Source organism: Sneathiella sp., from assembly GCF_002694385.1.
Lineage (GTDB): Bacteria > Pseudomonadota > Alphaproteobacteria > Sneathiellales > Sneathiellaceae > Sneathiella.
On record NZ_NZMB01000029.1, the window covers coordinates 1 to 15,675 of the forward strand.

Consider the following 15,675-nt stretch of genomic DNA (forward strand, 5'->3'; position numbering starts at 1 on the left):
TGAGAACAGCAGGCGACGCAGGGCGACCGGAAAGAGCGTTGCCGGGTCGCTGCTCGCGGGCCGCCTCTTCGATACGGACGGCCAGACAATGTCCCCGACATTTGCCTATGGGCGCGGCGGCAAGCTCTATCGCTATTATGTGTCCGCCTTTTTGCAGCGCGGGGCAAAGCGGGACCGGCTGGATAATGCACCGCGACGTGTCTCAGCGACGATACTTGAAAGTCGATTGATCAAGACGCTGGACCGTCTTCTTCCCAACTCACAGGAGGACCCGCTCGCGCTTGTAAGTCGCCTCGAGATCCATGCAAAGCATGTCGATCTGTTTCTGCCTCTCAACTTTATTGGCAGGATCATTGAAAAACTTCATACCGGGGAACGGGCTATGCCCGATCTGGTTAAGCCAAACCAGGTGCGGCTGACCCTTCCCTGGCGGATGCAGACGCGAGGCGGAAAGACCGACATCCTCGCGGGCGACAGAAACACGCCGCAACCCGATCCCTCTTTGATCCGGGCCCTGCGCAGCGCCCATGCGATGCTTGGTCGGGATTCAGGGAACTGGTCTGTCCTGCAGGCGGCCCCCGCCTCCCCCTGGCGGCGCAACCTGGTCCGGCTCGCTTTTCTGGCTCCCGATATCCAGCAAACCATCTTGAATGGCCGCCAGCCGGATCATCTGACGCTTGCCCTTCTGATGAAGGAAGATATTCCGCTCCTCTGGTCAGATCAAAGGAGCAAGTTCGGGATCGATACCGCGGATTGAGGTCAGATTAAGCGCCTAACGGGAATTTCCTAATCCACCTGTTAACAGGCTTGAAACTCCCTGATAATCATAATAACAGGCCCTGTTATCGGGCTAAATCACCCTGTTATGACGAAAAACAGGAAAGTGACGAATTCCGCCAGTAAACCATTGAATTTGCGGCGCAAAATAATTTTTCTTGCGAGCAAGACCGTCGATTTAACCCTGTTAATGATCATTTTTATCAAAAATTCCCTGTTAATGGCCTGTTCTCGTGAAACTCACCCTACCATCAGACGGCCAGAGACAGGCGGGCAGATTGGCCCTGAAGACCCGTCATCTGACGGTCCGGAGACACTGCCGACAAAGGGATTGGCGGCGAATAAGCGCCCTGTTACGGTCGGTTACAACGCCAGACAGGAAAAGAGACAAATTGCCGGGGGTGGATGGCGGTGCTGTCAGACGAATGCGACATAGTCTCTGTTTGGCGTAAAATGGCACAAAGGTGCCGCCGGTTATGCCACACTAAGTTGCTGCCACTCGGCAAGGGCGGTGCTTCTTAGAAGCTTGAATGTTTCTCGGTTGTTTAAGTGGCGTTCATCGGATCCGCTATGCAGCAGCGGCATCCTCTCGCTCTCAGAAGGATCTGGATCCTCGGCCTGTCACTGCTGCACCTTTCTGCCGGAAACCTCGTGCGAGCATTTCAACCGCCACCTTGATCGCGGCATGCTGGTCGGAACACCGGCGAACCCTGAACTCGGTTTCTTCCGCAAGCTTCTGGATGGAAGGTCCTGAAGATGGCCCGCATGTATCCAAGGGAATTGCCGCGTCATGTTCTTGAAAATCCGAAACTGTCTTCGGAGGTCCGCGTCTACGAACGCATGAGGGACAAACTGCCAGGGGATTACAACTGCTACTATTCGCGCTCCTGGCATGAAGCGGATCGCGACGGTGCCGAGTTCGACGGAGAAGCGGATTTCATCGTCGCGCATGCGGAACACGGGTTGCTGTTTCTCGAGGTAAAGGGCGGAAGGGTGAGCTGCCGCGAAGCCGACGGACAGTGGCTCAGTGAGGACCGTGACGGGTTCAAGTTCCGGATCAAGAATCCATTGTCGCAGGCACGCAGCAGCAAGCATCATTTCCTGAAGCGCCTCAATGCAAGTCGGGCGCTGAGCGGTCGTTTCGTCAGAGCACGCCATGGCGCTATCCTTCCCGGCAGTGCCCGACCCAGACGAGCGCTGGCACCAGATGCGCCGCTCGAAATCATCGCGTTCGGGGACGACATGGAAACCCTCGATCGCTGGATTGTCCATCGGATGACGGAAGGCGACGACCATCGCGAAAGCGCTTTGGGATTGGATGGCCTGAGAGCGCTGGAAGGGTGCTGTCAGACTAATGCGAACTGGTCTCTGTATGACGTAAAAGGACCAAACGGTGCCCCTACTACTATGCCACGCTAAGTTGCTGCCACTCGGCGAGCGCGGCATTTCGTTGAAGCTTGAATGTTTCTCTGTTGTTTAGGTGGCGCTCATGGTTGAAGTGGTTATGGAATGATGCGTGAATGGAAACAAATTTTTGCAGACTTCGCAGGCGCCTGAATTGCAGCATCGCCTGCTCTCGTCGTCGAAATGGTAAGTGTGAGTTCTCGCAGCGATTATTCAACCAGCGGCCAACCTTTTGTGCTGTTTCATTGCCAATTATTTTCATCGCGGCACGATAAGAACGTAATCTGTCCGTTACAATCGCTTGAGGTTTTCCATATCGTTTCATAAGTTTCTTCAGGAAAACCATTGCTGCCTTGCGATCGCGTCGCTTGGAAACAAAGGCTTCCAGCACCTCACCTTCATGATCGACCGCACGCCACAAATAGTGAGTTTCTCCATTTATCTTTACAAAAACGTTATCTTTACAAAAACGCAAATCCCCATCAAGCTATTTTCTTCTGACAGTACCACGATAGGAATTACTGATGAGTTCTCCACACTCCCACCACCATGGCCATCAGAACCATCAGGCGGATGCGAGCGCGCATCGAAGTGGTGAAGGCCAGGGCGGCGAAACCCAGTTCCAAGCCGCCGCCGGCTCCAGCCATTCCGAGCATGCGGGCCACGGCGGACACGACCACCGCGCGATGGTGGCGGATTACCGGCGTCGCTTCTGGCTGGTTCTCGTGCTGACGCCGCCGATCCTTCTGCTTTCGCCGATGATCCAGCATTGGCTTGGCATCGCAGAGGCTTTGACGTTCCCCGGCGACCGCTACGTCATCTTCGTGCTCTCAACCATTGCCTACATCTATGGCGGTTGGCCGTTTCTGACTGGCTTCATCTCCGAGTTGCGCAAAGGGCAGCCCGGCATGATGACCCTGATCGCGCTTGCAATCTCGGCCGCTTATTTCTTCTCGGCCGCTGTGACGTTCGGTTTTCCGGGGGAAGAACTTTACTGGGAACTGGTGACTCTAATCGCGATCATGCTGCTCGGTCACTGGATCGAGATGCGCTCGGTCATGGGCGCCTCGCGGGCGCTGGAGGAACTCGTCCGTCTCTTGCCCGACAGTGCGACGAAGATCGACGCTGACGGCACAACCCACGAGGTGGCTATCTCCGCCTTGCAGCCCGGAGACCGTGTGCTGATTCGGCCCGGCGCCAAGGTGCCTGTTGACGGCGAGATCATTGAGGGTTCGTCCGGTTTCAACGAGGCTATGCTCACAGGCGAATCGCGGCCTGTGACCAAGGGAGTCGGTGCCGCCGCCATCGGCGGCGCGATCAACGGGGCCAACGCCGTCACCATCAAGGTAACCGCGACAGGGGACGCGACCTATCTGTCGCAGGTCATCGAACTGGTAAAGAAGGCGCAAGCCACCCGGTCCCGCACTCAGGATCTCGCTAACCGCGCTGCCTCATGGTTGACCTATATCGCGCTAACGGTGGGTTTCGGAACACTTGTCGTCTGGTGGCTGGTGCTGGACGCGCCACTCGAATTCGCGATCGAACGAATGGTGACGGTGATGGTCGTCGCTTGTCCTCACGCGCTTGGCCTGGCGGTTCCTCTCGTCGTCGCGGTTAGCACCTCGTTGTCAGCCGGCAACGGGCTCTTGATCCGCGACCGCGCGGCATTCGAGCGGGCGCGCAACCTGAATACCGTGGTGTTCGACAAGACCGGTACGCTGACCGAGGGTCGTTTCGGCATCAGCGATATCGTATTGCTTGCCGACGGCGACGAAAACGACGAACTCAGCTTTGCCGCAGCCGCCGAGAGCCAGTCCGAGCATCCCATCGCCCACGGCATCGTGGCGGAGGCAAAGGACCGCGGGATTACTATCCCCAGGGTAACCGACGTCAGTAACATCACCGGTGAAGGCATTGTGGCCAAGGTCGCGGGTCAGGACGTCCGAATCGTCAGCCCCGGGCACCTGGCGCGGCAGGGCAACGCCATTGCCCATAACAGCCTCAAGCATCTGGAAGGACAGGGCAAGACAGTCGTCGTCCTTGTCCGCGACGGCGAGCCAAGAGCGCTCTTTGCACTGGCAGACATCGTCCGTTCGGAATCGAAGGAGGCTATCGCCGAACTGAAATCCCTCGGGATAAGCTCGATCATGCTCACCGGTGACGCCGAGGGCGTTGCGAAGGCGGTGTCCGAGGAACTCGGAATCACCGAATACTTCGCCGAAGTGCTGCCTGATCAGAAATCGCAAAAGATCGAGGAGCTCCAAGCTCGAGGGCTTTCCGTCGCCATGGTCGGCGACGGGGTGAACGACGCGCCCGCCCTCGTGGTGGCCGATCTCGGGATCGCCATCGGCGCGGGCACCGACGTCGCCGTGGAGTCCGCCGACGTCGTACTGGTCCGAAGTGACCCGCGTGATGTCGGAGCCATACTCGGGCTTTCGCGCGCCACCTATCGCAAGATGGTGCAGAACCTCATCTGGGCGACGGCCTATAACGCGATCGCCGTGCCGATGGCGGCGGGTATCACCTTCGGGACAGGCTTCATGATGACCCCGGCTGTTGCGGCCGTCTTCATGTCGGCCAGCACCGTCATCGTCGCCATCAACGCCCAGTTCCTGCGCTCCTACAGGAGGCACAAATGACGACCAGAAGCGAACACTTGGCAGCTCCTGCCATGCGACTGATCCTTCCGCTCCCGGGTAACGAAACGTTCGCGCGCCATCTTGCTGAGGAAGGAGGATGGGAACTGGGCGCGCTGGAAACGCGGCGTTTTCCTGACGGCGAGACTTACGTCCGCATCCTCGCGGACGTAAAAAACAAGGTAGTCGACCTGGTTTGCACGCTGGCGCGTCCCGACGACGGTTTTCTACGGTTGATCTTCGCGGCCGATGCAGCGCGAGAGTTGGGCGCCCGTCAGGTCAACCTGATCGCCCCCTACCTCTCCTACATGCGGCAGGATCGTCGCTTTCAGCCGGGAGAGGCGGTGACGTCCAGGAGCTTCGCGCGGCTTGTCTCGGCGAGCTTCGACCGGTTGGTGACCGTAGATCCGCATCTCCATCGTTATGCGGCCTTGTCACCTCTCTACACGATCCAGACGGATACACTTCATGCTGCCCCGCTGCTGGCGGATTGGATCGCCGCCGAAGTCGACAAACCTTTGATCATCGGTCCTGACGAGGAAAGCGACCAGTGGGTCTCGGCCATCGCGGCACGCATCGGTGCTCCGCACGCCGTGCTGCGCAAGGTGCGCCATGGCGACCGCAATGTAGAGGTTGAGCTACCAGACCTTTCCAAATGGCGAGGCCGGCAGCCGGTGCTGGCAGACGACATAGCGTCCTCAGGGAATACATTGATCGAGGCTGCCCGCCAGCTTCCGCTTCAGGGTTTCGTTCGGCCTGTGGTCGCCGTGGTGCATGGAATATTCGCCGACGATTCATTCCAACGTCTCGCAGCTCTTTGTGACCGCATCGTCTCGACTGACTCCGTGCCCCACGACAGCAATGCCGTCGGGCTTGCCTCTTTGATCGCCAAGGCGATTGCCTCAGCCTCCGAGGATGAGGGCGATCTCATTCGGCATCGGCGTCCCCCGGAACCACCAGACGAAGTGGAACAGGCGGGAATCGACTCGTTTCCCGCCAGCGATCCGCCGGCCTGAGCCGGCGGTGTTACCTGACAACAAGAACAATCTGGTGAAAGCGGTGACGACATGAACGAATTCACAACGGCGACCTCAGAAACGTGGCAGCAGGGATATGGCTTAATCAGCCACAAGGATGAGACGATCGAACGCGTAGCTGCCTTGGCGGCGTCTGGCCTGATCGATCCGGAGGCCCTCTATCGCATCCTTGCCGCGGCCGACCGGCTGACCTCCGCCGCAATGTGGACTGTCGCTCATATGACCTATGCCCACCGTGTCGACCTTTCCGGCGCGTCGCTGCCTGCCGAGGCATTCAAGTCGACGCCTGAAGGACATACCGGCGGATCGCTGAACATGGTGCCCGCTTTCGTTGGCTATCTCGCCGCCAACGCGATCACCGCGAAAACCCGCTCATGGATGATGGGACAAGGCCATTCCGTCGCCGCGATCGAGGCGGTCAATGCACTTATCGGGGACGTTTCTCCCGCACAGAGGGGCCGCTATGATCGCAGCGAGAAAGGTCTCTCGCAGCTTGCAGCCGACTTCTATTCCTATGCGATCGACGCGCAGGGCGCTGCCGCGGTCCCGCTCGGCAGCCATGCCGGTCCGAACACCGCTGGTGCCATCTCGGAGGGCGGCTATCTCGGCTTCGCCGAAGTCCAGTACGTCCATGCGCCGCTGCCCGGCGAGAGCCTCGTCGCCTTCCTGAGCGACGGCGCCTTCGAAGAGCAGCGCGGCTCGGACTGGACGCCCCGATGGTGGCGCGCCGAGGATTCAGGTTTCGCGATTCCAGTCATGATCCTTAACGGCCGGCGCATCGAGGAACGCGTCCAGATTGCGCAACAGGGCGGCGCGGACTGGCTGGTCGACCACCTCAAGCTCAATGGTTTTGATCCCTTCATCATCGATGGCCGTGATCCTGCGGCCTTCGCCTGTGCGATCATCGAGGCTGAAAGGCGACTTGAACGTTTCACGTCCGATCCCTCCCGCACCTACCCGGCTCCTGTTCCCTATGTCATTGCCGAGACGGTCAAGGGCTTCGGCTTTCCAGGAGCCGACACCAACGCGGCGCACAATCTACCTCTCGGCGGCAATCCCGCACAGGACCAGCCGGCGAGAGATGCCTTCAACGAGGCGGCGCGAGCGCTGTTCGTTCCCCCCGGTGAGATCGAGAGCGCCGTCGCTGAAATCGCCGTCTATCGCAAGCAGGGACGAGAGCCGGAAAGCCGGCATGCGCTCGCATTGCGCAACCCGGCCGCACCCTACCTGCCCGAACCGGACTGGACGGTCGCTGGTGACCCGCCCGATTGCGCGATGCATGCGCTCGACCGCTGGTTCGTCCGCGTCGTGGACGCCAACCCCTCGCTCCGCCCGCGTGTGGGCAATCCCGACGAGTTACGCTCCAACCACATGGGAGCCACGCTCGACCGGCTGCGCCATCGCGTGAATACCACTGAGCCCGGCATTGCCGACGCGATCGACGGTGCAGTCATCACCGCGCTCAATGAGGAAGCGGTCGCGGGCGCGGCGCTGGCCAACAAGGGCGGGATCAATCTGATCGTCAGCTACGAAGCCTTCGCCATGAAGATGCTTGGTGGTGTGCGGCAGGAGATCGTCTTTTCCCGGCGGCAGCGGGAGGCCGGCCAGGAGCCGCGCTGGATTTCGGTGCCCCTGGTCGTCACTTCCCATACCTGGGAGAACGCGAAGAACGAACAGTCACACCAGGACCCGACCATTGGCGAAGCGCTGCTGGGCGAGATGTCCGACACCTCGCGGGTGCTTTTCCCGGTCGACGCGAATAGCGCCATGGCTGCGCTCCGATCCATCTACGAGGGTCGCGGTCAGGTGGGGTGCCTGATCGTCTCCAAGCGCGACATGCCGCACCGCTTCGATGCTGAAGCGGCAACCCGTTTCGTCACCGATGGTGCCGCCCTTGTGCAGGGCGAGACGGCAGGAGCCGAACTTCAAATCGTGGCGATCGGCGCCTATCAGCTCGAGGAGGCCCTCAAGGCGGCCCATCGGCTCAGGGGCCATGGTCGCCATGTGCTCGTGACCGCGGTCTTGGAACCAGGTCGCTTCCGCATGCCCCGTGATCCCATCGAGGCCGCTTTCACAGCGAGCGACGAGAACCTGGCTGCACTATTTCCGCCGGGCATTCCGCGCCTGATCGTTTCCCATACGCGACCCGAACCCATGCTCGGCCTGCTCCGGCGACTGGACTCCGGCCCGCGGACGACGGCCGCGCGCGGCTACATCAGCCGGGGCGGCACACTGGACGTGCCAGGGATGCTGTTTGCTAATCGCTGCACCTGGGCGCATCTGATCGACGCTGCTGTTCCTCTCGCTGGCTGGAGCAGGGATGACCTCCTTGCTCCCGATGAACGGGACGCCGTGGAAGGCCGCGGAAATCCCGCTGACATCGCTGCATTCAACATCTGAGGTCATCATGCTGACACTAACATCTCTCGGCGGTGCGAGCACCGTCACCGGCTCCAAGCACCTGCTCACCAACGGCGACAAGCGCATCATGATCGATTGCGGCCTCTTCCAGGGGCTCAAGAACCTGCGCGAGTTGAACTGGACGCCGCTGTCAGTGTCGCCGTCCAGCATTGATGCCGTGGTGCTCACCCATGCCCACCTCGACCATTCGGGCTATCTCCCGCGACTGGTGCGCGATGGATTCAGGGGTCGGATCTACGCCACCGCGGCGACACGAGACGTGGCGGAGTTGATCCTCAAGGATAGCGGCTTTCTCAACGAAAAGGATGCCGAATACGCCAATCGGAAGGGCTTCTCCAAGCACAAGCCGGCTTTGCCGCTTTACGGCGTGCGCGATGCGGAACGCGCCATGGAAATGTTCACTATCGTGCCGTTCCAAAACGCCTTTGAGCTTCCCGGCGGTGCGACCCTGACGTTCCGCTATGCGGGTCACATTTTGGGTGCGGCTAGCGCAGACATCGAATGGGACGGTCGCCGCATTGCGTTTTCTGGTGACCTTGGGCGCTTCGGCGATCCGATACTTCCCGATCCGGCCCCGTTCCCGGAGGCTGACTACATCGTGGTGGAATCCACCTATGGGAACCGCACCCACGATCCCGCCGACACGACCGAGGTGCTGGGAGAGATAATCGAGCGCACCGTAAAACGTGGCGGCACGGTTGTTATCCCTGCCTTCGCTGTCGGCCGTGCGCAGTCTCTCCTTTTTCATCTGTGGAAGCTTCGAACGGCGGGCCGGCTATCAGGCGTGCCGATCTATCTCGACAGCCCAATGGCGATCAATGCCACGGACCTCCTTCATGCACACAGCGACGATCACCGCTTGACGCATGACGAATGCACGGCGATCTGCGAGATCGCCACCTATACCCGCGACGTCGAGGGCTCCAAGGCGATCACCGCCAGCGTCTGGCCTAAAGTCGTGATTTCCGCCAGCGGCATGGCGACAGGCGGTCGCGTGCTTCATCACCTCAAATCCTTCGCGAGCGATCCGAAAAGCACGATCCTGTTCTCCGGATTCCAGGCTGCCGGAACCCGGGGCCGCGCGATGGTTCAGGGTGCACAGGAGATCAAGATCCACGGTCAATGGATACCGGTCAGGGCAGAGGTCGCCAATCTGTCGGTGCTCTCGGCGCATGCGGACAGCAACGAATTGATGCGCTGGCTCCTGGAGTTTCGGCGCGAGCCATCGCGCGTCTTCATCGTTCACGGGGAGGACGAGGCATCTGAAGCCCTGCGGATCCGGATCGATCGCGAACTCGGCTGGAATGCCACCGTGTCTCGCCAGGATCAGGTGTTCGACCTATGACTACGCTCCTCTCTCCTCCCGGACAAGAGCAGGCGACGCTTCGTGTTCGGCGCCTGCGGTTGCACACTCAGCATCAGCCGGTTGTCGTCATGCGGACCGACTGTCACGTCTGCCGCGCAGAAGGGCTTTCGGCGCGCTCGCAGGTCGTCGTCTCGGGCGGAGGCCGGCAACTCCAGGCAACGCTTTTCCAGGTGGAGGGCGACGGGCAGCTGGCCCTCAATGAGGTCGGGCTTTCTGAAACTGCGTGGGAGATGTTGAATCTTGACGAAGGCGCAGAGGTGCGGGTGACGCATGCCCCCGCGCTCGAGTCGCTGGCCAGCGTCCGTGGACGCATCTACGGCAATCGGCTCGACGAGGCTGCCTTCATGGGGATTGTGGAGGACGTAGTCGCCGGCCGCTACACGGAAGTGCAACTGGCCGCATTCCTGACGGCGAGTGCGGCTCTGCCGCTCGACGAGAACGAGACAGCCTACCTTACCGGCGCAATGATCGGGGTCGGCGATCGCCTGCAATGGGATGCGCCGGTTGTCGTCGACAAACACTGTGTCGGCGGTCTGCCGGGGAACCGGACCACTCCGATCGTCGTGGCGATCGTCGCGGCCAACGGGCTGGTGATGCCGAAAACATCATCACGAGCCATCACCTCGCCTGCGGGCACCGCCGACACCATGGAGACCCTTGCCCCTGTCGACCTCGACATCGCAGCCATGAAGCGCGTGGTCGAAGCCGAAGGCGGATGCATCGTCTGGGGCGGAGCCGTCCACCTCAGCCCGGCTGACGACATCTTTGTGCGCGTGGAACGCGAACTGGACGTCGACACGGAAGGTCAACTTATCGCGTCCGTCCTTTCGAAGAAAATCGCGGCGGGATCGACCCACGTCGTCATAGATATCCCGGTTGGTCCGACCGCCAAAGTGCGCAGCGATGATGCGGCATCTCACCTTTCCATGCGGATTGCGGCGGTAGCGGCTCGCTTCGGCCTGACCGCCCAATGCCTACTGACCGATGGGACGCAGCCGGTTGGGAGAGGCATTGGTCCTGCGCTCGAAGCGTTCGACGTGCTGGCCGTCCTGCAAGGTGCGCCCGGCGCTCCGGACGATCTCCGCATGCGTGCCGCCATATTGGCAGGAGCTGCACTGGAGATCGGCGGGAAAGCTGAGACTGGAAAAGGCTTGGCGCTCGCACTCGAAACCTTGGCTGACGGACGCGCCTGGAAGAAGTTCGAGGCGATCTGCGAGGCTCAGGGTGGGATGCGCATTCCACCCAAGGCGATCCATGTCCATCCGCTGGAGGCGCCACACGCTGGACGGGTTGTTCAGATCAACAACCGCAAGCTTTCCCAACTTGCCAGGCTTGCAGGCGCACCGGAAGGAAAGGCAGCCGGCATCCACATGAAGGTCGGCCTGGGTGATCAGGTGGACAGTGGACAGCCGCTTCTCCACCTCCACGCGGAGACACCTGGCGAACTGGCATACGCTCTCGAATACGCAGGGCAGGCACGCGACATGATTGAGGTCGAGGGGTGACATGTCTCCTTCCAAACGCATCGAGACACAGAGCGCCGTAGCCTCTCCAGGAAAGCGGCCCTTCCTTGCGCTGCCTCAAGGTTGGTGGCGAGAGGCGTTGATAATATCTGTCCAGACATCACCAAGAGGAACTCGCCATGCACGAGATGATGTCAGGCGGCATGATGTGGGGCATGACCCTTTGGAGCCTTTTGCTTCTGGGGCTTGCACTCCTCGTAGTTGCCGCATTGATCAAGTACGTATTCTTCCGCTGAGGTCGTCGGCGGCTTTCGTGAGGACTAATGATGCAAAATGACCATGCGATCAGCCGCCGTGCCTTTCTGGCAGGCGTCGGCTCACTCCCTTTTCTGCTCTCAACGCCGGTGACGGGATATGCGGCAAACCTGCCACTCGTGACCGTTACCAAGGACCCGAGCTGCGGCTGCTGCACCGGGTGGGCCGAGCATATCGAGGCCGCGGGGTTTCCTGTGCGGATCGTTGAATCTCAGAACATTGACGGCCTCAAACAGCGGCTCGGCGTACCACCAGCGCTCTACTCCTGCCACACGGCCGAAGTGGACGGCTATGTCGTTGAAGGCCACGTTCCAGCCGCGGCAATCCAGCGGCTCCTGACCGAGCGCCCGGCGGCCACGGGCCTCGCTGTTCCCGGCATGCCGGCCGGCTCGCCTGGCATGGACTTCCCCGGCGTGACCGCCGAGCCCTACGAGGTATTTCTGTTTGCCCCCGCCGACCAGAAGGTTTTCGGGCGTTTCCGCGGCGGGCAGGAGGTCTGAGAAGAACGCTGCTCATGAGCTATCGGACTGCCACCAGTACCATGCAGAACGGGCCCTACGGGGAGGAACCTGCTCCCGTTAGCAGCCTCGGCTGCCTGAGCTCGGATGCCGCTGGCGAGCGCACTGATGTCTTCCGGTGCCGGGCAATCGTCCGGTGCGTGAAGGAAGCCACGCCATGAGCAGGAGCTCGACTGCGGCGTTCTGGTCGAAAAAGGACTGGCCGCGCCAGTTCCTGACCGGACTGCTGCTGCTCGTCTTCAGCGCTTTCGCTGTACTTGGAATGGCACATACCAGTTCAAGCACGCACGCCTCGCAGCAGAATCAGGCCGTTGCCAGTGCGCAGCATGACGTCTCTTCGCATCATTCCGACAACCGCGGCGAGGCGGCGGACGAACGGTGCTGTCACCCTCAAGCCGCGCCGGATCTGGATTGCGGCCAGGTCTGCACCATGGCTGCCGTGCTTCCCGAGGCGTTGTCGGTGGTGCTGACCTCCGACGGTGAGCCGTCCCTTCGGTTACAGCAAAGTGACCTGGGCCGAAATCCATCAGGCATCCTGAGACCACCGCGTCTGACGTCGACTGCATAGCGAAGCACGGCCGGGAGTCGTTCCCGGCTGCTCCAGCAACCGACAATCAGACAAAGCCGCAAAGCGCGCGTCCGAAAATGTGATGCGGCTCTCCGGCGCCAAAGGATGAACGATGATGTACCGAACTGTAATTGCCCTTTCCGCCACTCTCCTGATGGGGGTCTCCGGCGCTGCTCTGGCCCAGCAGGCAGAGCATGACGCCCATCACCAGGAGACGCCGCAGGCGCAGGAGGAACGGGCTCCTGCTCCCATGTCCCCTCCGGGGCAGATGCCTTCGATGCAGGGCATGCCGCAGGAGTGCCGGGCGATGATGGAGGCCATGCCCCAGGCGTGCATGAGCGCCATGCAGCAGATGATGCAGGGCGGCATGATGCACGGTGGGATGGCCGCGCCCGAGGGCGGAGAGTCGGCACCAGCCAATACGGACGCGGCCGACTTCACCAAGGCCTATGTTGATGCAATGGATGAAATGCACGGGCCGATGATGGAGGGCGTCATGGCCGAAGACCCGGACGTCGCCTTCGTCGGGGGCATGATCCCGCACCATCAGGGTGCAATCGACATGGCCAGGATCGTCCAGCAATATGGCGACGATCCGCAGACCAGAGCATGGGCGGACGAGATCATCGCAGCGCAGGAACGCGAGATCGCCGAAATGAAGGCATGGCTGGAGGCGAACGCCGGCGAGGCGCCGGCAGAGCTGGGTCAGACCGGCGGGATCGTCTATTCCGCCAATGAAGGCGGCAATTCCATCAGCGCCATCGATCTCGGCACGGGTTCGATCGAAACCGTTCAGATCGGCGTATCGCCGCACAATGTCGATCTGACGCCGGACGGAAATCTGCTGCTCGCGGTCGGGAGCCCCGCCTCCGACCACGCGCACGGTTCGGCCGACGATGGACATGCCGAGGCCGAAGCGGGTGGAGGGGTTCTGGTGGTGCTCGATCCGGAGCGACTCTCACAACCTGTCGCCAATGTGGAAGTCGGGTCGCATCCTGCGCATGTCGTCGCTGATCGCACCGGGCGTGCCTATGTTTCGCTGTCCGGCGGGAACGAGATCGTAGTCGTTGATCTCGCATCGGCTCAGGTCATCGAGCGTATCGCGACCGGAGCCTATCCGCACGGGCTGCGCCTCAGCCCGGATGAGAGCGAGCTCTATGTGGCCAATGTCGAGGACGGCTCGGTTTCCGTCATCGACACGCAGGAATTAAGGGAGGTTGCGCGTATTCCGGTGGGCGCCGCGCCTGTCCAGGTCGGGTTCACGCCCGCGGGCGATCAGGTCTACGTCTCTCTTCGAGACGAGAACCGGGTGGCTGTCATCGACACCGCATCCCGCGAGGTGACGAACAGGATCGACGTCGGGCCGAACCCGATCCAGATGTTCGCCACCCCCGATGGCGCCTACGTCTATGTGGCCAACCAGGGCACCGAGGCGGAGCCGAACGACACGGTTTCCGTCATCGAGACCGCAACTGGACTGGTGGTCAAGACGATCACCACAGGAGGCGGCGCACACGGCGTCTCGGCATCGGCGGACGGGGCATTCGTGTTCGTGACCAACATTGCCGACGATACCGTGTCCATCATCGACGTGGCGAGCCAGGACGTCGTCAAGACCGTCCCGGTCGGCGACCGCCCGAACGGCATCGTCTACCGCGGATCGAACGAGTAGGCAGTTCGGCGCCGGAGCGGGACAGCTCCGGCGCCAGACCTGGAGCATGTATTTCAACGAAAATCGAAGAGGCAAAAGAGACAATGAGACTGATAGTGTTCGGACCACCGGGAGCGGGGAAGGGAACGCAGGCGCAGCGCCTGGCCGAGCGCCACTCGATCCCTCCGCTTTCTACAGGAGATATGCTGCGCGCTGCTGTGACTGAAGGCACCGAAACCGGGCGGCGGGTCAAGGCAATCATGGATCGCGGCGAACTCGTACCCGACGATGTGGTCAACCAGATGATATCCGACCGGATCGATCAAGAGGATTGCCGCAACGGCTTCATTCTCGACGGCTTTCCCCGGACAGTCGCGCAGGCGGAGTCTCTGACGGCCATGCTGGAGCAAAGGGGTGTCAGGCTTGACGCAGTGATTGAACTGCAGGTCGATCAGACCTCGCTCATCGAGCGAATGGAAAAGCGCGTCGCCGATACGCTGGCCGCTGGCGGCACCGCTCGCAGCGACGATAATCGGGATACCTTTGTCAGACGTCTCGACGCCTACCGGAACAAAACGGAGCCGCTGCTGGACTACTATCGCCGAAGGAGAGAGCTCATTACGGTTAATGGAATGCAGGGCATCGACGACGTGGCGCGCGAGATTGAGGAGGTACTGACCCAGCCATCCTCGGGATCACGACGCTGATCCTGGCGACAAGGAACGGGGATCCGGATGAAGGAGAGAAGCCGGAGGAGCGCGCCGGCAGTCCATCGGAATGGCGGATGCGGTCGATCACGGAAGCGGACCTGCCTGAAAGCAGTGCGTCGTCCTTGTTCATTCGGTGAGGAACCACCCGGCCGGCGCTCCCGGAGATCGAATTGGCATGCTGCCTGCCGCCCCCATTTGTTGCGGATTACAGACCGCAGGCGCACAGGCTTTTGCTAGCTTGTCTCAAGAGAGCAGGCCCGAGCCGGTGCTGTCAGACTAATGCGACGTAGTCTCTGTTTGGCGTAAAACGGGATAACGGTACCCCTAACTATGCCGCACTTAATTGCTGCCACTCGATCAGTGCAGCATTCCTTTGGAGCTTGAAGGTTTTTCGGCTAGTTAGGTGGCGTTCTTGGTTGAAGTGGTTATGGACTGATGAGTGGACTGAAACGAATTTCTGCAAACTTCGCCGGCGCCTGAATTTCAGCATCGCCTGCTCTCTTCGCCGGAACGGGAGATGGGAGTTTTCACAGCGATTGTTCTTCCAACGACCTGTTTCTTGCGATGCTTCATTTCCAATTACCTTCATCGCAGCACGATATGAACGTAATCTATCGGTTACTATTTCAGATGGTTTTCCGTATCGTTTCATAATTTTCTTAAGAAACACCAGGGCTGCATAACGATCGCGGCGCTTAGAAACAAAGCACTCCAACACTTCCCCCTCGTGATCAACGGCTCGCCACAGATAATGAGTTTCTCCGTTGATCTTCACAAATACTTCGTCCATATGCCATCGCCAGTTGGAA

Annotated in this window: 11 protein-coding genes and 2 pseudogenes; 11 read left to right on the forward strand and 2 right to left on the reverse strand. The window is 60.8% G+C overall.

Translation table 11 applies throughout. The annotated features are described in order from the left end of the window. A pseudogene (locus CMN55_RS16795) lies at positions 1 to 757 on the forward strand (hypothetical protein); the annotation flags it as partial. A gap of 776 nt (positions 758 to 1,533) precedes the next feature. After that, positions 1,534 to 2,196: a nuclease-related domain-containing protein gene (locus CMN55_RS16800; RefSeq protein ID WP_293951433.1), complete on the forward strand. Its 663-nt coding sequence runs from the start codon at positions 1,534 to 1,536 to the stop codon at positions 2,194 to 2,196. Here the strand turns inward: CMN55_RS16800 and CMN55_RS16805 are convergent. Next, positions 2,183 to 2,641: pseudogene (locus tag CMN55_RS16805) on the reverse strand (IS6 family transposase); the annotation flags it as partial. The gene CMN55_RS16800 and the pseudogene CMN55_RS16805 sit on opposite strands and share 14 nt — an antisense overlap. Positions 2,642 to 2,705: 64 nt before the next feature. On the opposite strand from CMN55_RS16805, the gene CMN55_RS16810 reads away from it, so the two are divergent. From CMN55_RS16810 to CMN55_RS16850, 9 genes are all read left to right on the forward strand, one after another. Then, positions 2,706 to 4,820 (forward strand): heavy metal translocating P-type ATPase, encoded by a 2,115-nt coding sequence (locus tag CMN55_RS16810; RefSeq protein ID WP_293951437.1) that lies wholly within the window; start codon positions 2,706 to 2,708, stop codon positions 4,818 to 4,820. Between the two features lie 32 nt (positions 4,821 to 4,852). Beyond that, positions 4,853 to 5,833, forward strand: a complete 981-nt coding sequence (locus tag CMN55_RS16815) for a ribose-phosphate pyrophosphokinase (protein ID WP_366932105.1) — start codon at positions 4,853 to 4,855, stop codon at positions 5,831 to 5,833. 51 nt (positions 5,834 to 5,884) lie between these two features. After that, positions 5,885 to 8,254 carry a phosphoketolase family protein gene (locus CMN55_RS16820; protein ID WP_293951441.1) on the forward strand — a complete coding sequence of 790 codons (2,370 nt, stop codon included), beginning with the start codon at positions 5,885 to 5,887 and terminating at the stop codon, positions 8,252 to 8,254. A 7-nt stretch (positions 8,255 to 8,261) separates the two neighbouring features. Beyond that, positions 8,262 to 9,620 carry an MBL fold metallo-hydrolase RNA specificity domain-containing protein gene (locus CMN55_RS16825; protein WP_293951443.1) on the forward strand — a complete coding sequence of 453 codons (1,359 nt, stop codon included), beginning with the start codon at positions 8,262 to 8,264 and terminating at the stop codon, positions 9,618 to 9,620. Continuing rightward, positions 9,617 to 11,146, forward strand: a complete 1,530-nt coding sequence (locus tag CMN55_RS16830) for a thymidine phosphorylase family protein (RefSeq protein ID WP_293951445.1) — start codon at positions 9,617 to 9,619, stop codon at positions 11,144 to 11,146. Before CMN55_RS16825 ends, CMN55_RS16830 begins: the two co-directional genes overlap by 4 nt. Positions 11,147 to 11,430: 284 nt before the next feature. After that, positions 11,431 to 11,919: a DUF411 domain-containing protein gene (locus CMN55_RS16835; RefSeq protein WP_366932106.1), complete on the forward strand. Its 489-nt coding sequence runs from the start codon at positions 11,431 to 11,433 to the stop codon at positions 11,917 to 11,919. Between the two features lie 175 nt (positions 11,920 to 12,094). Continuing rightward, positions 12,095 to 12,505, forward strand: coding sequence for a hypothetical protein (locus tag CMN55_RS16840; RefSeq protein WP_293951449.1), 411 nt, complete (start codon positions 12,095 to 12,097; stop codon positions 12,503 to 12,505). Positions 12,506 to 12,617: 112 nt separating this feature from the next. After that, entirely contained in the window at positions 12,618 to 14,177 is a 1,560-nt protein-coding gene (gene copM / locus CMN55_RS16845; RefSeq protein ID WP_293951451.1) for a CopM family metallochaperone, read from the forward strand. 83 nt (positions 14,178 to 14,260) lie between these two features. After that, positions 14,261 to 14,863: an adenylate kinase gene (locus CMN55_RS16850; RefSeq protein ID WP_293951453.1), complete on the forward strand. Its 603-nt coding sequence runs from the start codon at positions 14,261 to 14,263 to the stop codon at positions 14,861 to 14,863. A 331-nt stretch (positions 14,864 to 15,194) separates the two neighbouring features. Here CMN55_RS16850 and CMN55_RS16855 read toward each other — a convergent pair. Then, positions 15,195 to 15,675: DDE-type integrase/transposase/recombinase (locus tag CMN55_RS16855; protein ID WP_293951455.1), on the reverse strand; the 481-nt coding region annotated here is incomplete at its 5' end.

What these genes read in the sequence shown, in the direction of transcription:
- CMN55_RS16800 (WP_293951433.1), top strand. Translation starts at nt 1,534, where the DNA reads ATGGCCCGCATGTATCCAAGGGAATTGCCGCGTCATGTTCTTGAAAAT.
- CMN55_RS16810 (WP_293951437.1), top strand. Translation starts at nt 2,706, where the DNA reads ATGAGTTCTCCACACTCCCACCACCATGGCCATCAGAACCATCAGGCG.
- CMN55_RS16815 (WP_366932105.1), top strand. Translation starts at nt 4,853, where the DNA reads ATGCGACTGATCCTTCCGCTCCCGGGTAACGAAACGTTCGCGCGCCAT.
- CMN55_RS16820 (WP_293951441.1), top strand. Translation starts at nt 5,885, where the DNA reads ATGAACGAATTCACAACGGCGACCTCAGAAACGTGGCAGCAGGGATAT.
- CMN55_RS16825 (WP_293951443.1), top strand. Translation starts at nt 8,262, where the DNA reads ATGCTGACACTAACATCTCTCGGCGGTGCGAGCACCGTCACCGGCTCC.
- CMN55_RS16830 (WP_293951445.1), top strand. Translation starts at nt 9,617, where the DNA reads ATGACTACGCTCCTCTCTCCTCCCGGACAAGAGCAGGCGACGCTTCGT.
- CMN55_RS16835 (WP_366932106.1), top strand. Translation starts at nt 11,431, where the DNA reads ATGCAAAATGACCATGCGATCAGCCGCCGTGCCTTTCTGGCAGGCGTC.
- CMN55_RS16840 (WP_293951449.1), top strand. Translation starts at nt 12,095, where the DNA reads ATGAGCAGGAGCTCGACTGCGGCGTTCTGGTCGAAAAAGGACTGGCCG.
- copM (WP_293951451.1), top strand. Translation starts at nt 12,618, where the DNA reads ATGATGTACCGAACTGTAATTGCCCTTTCCGCCACTCTCCTGATGGGG.
- CMN55_RS16850 (WP_293951453.1), top strand. Translation starts at nt 14,261, where the DNA reads ATGAGACTGATAGTGTTCGGACCACCGGGAGCGGGGAAGGGAACGCAG.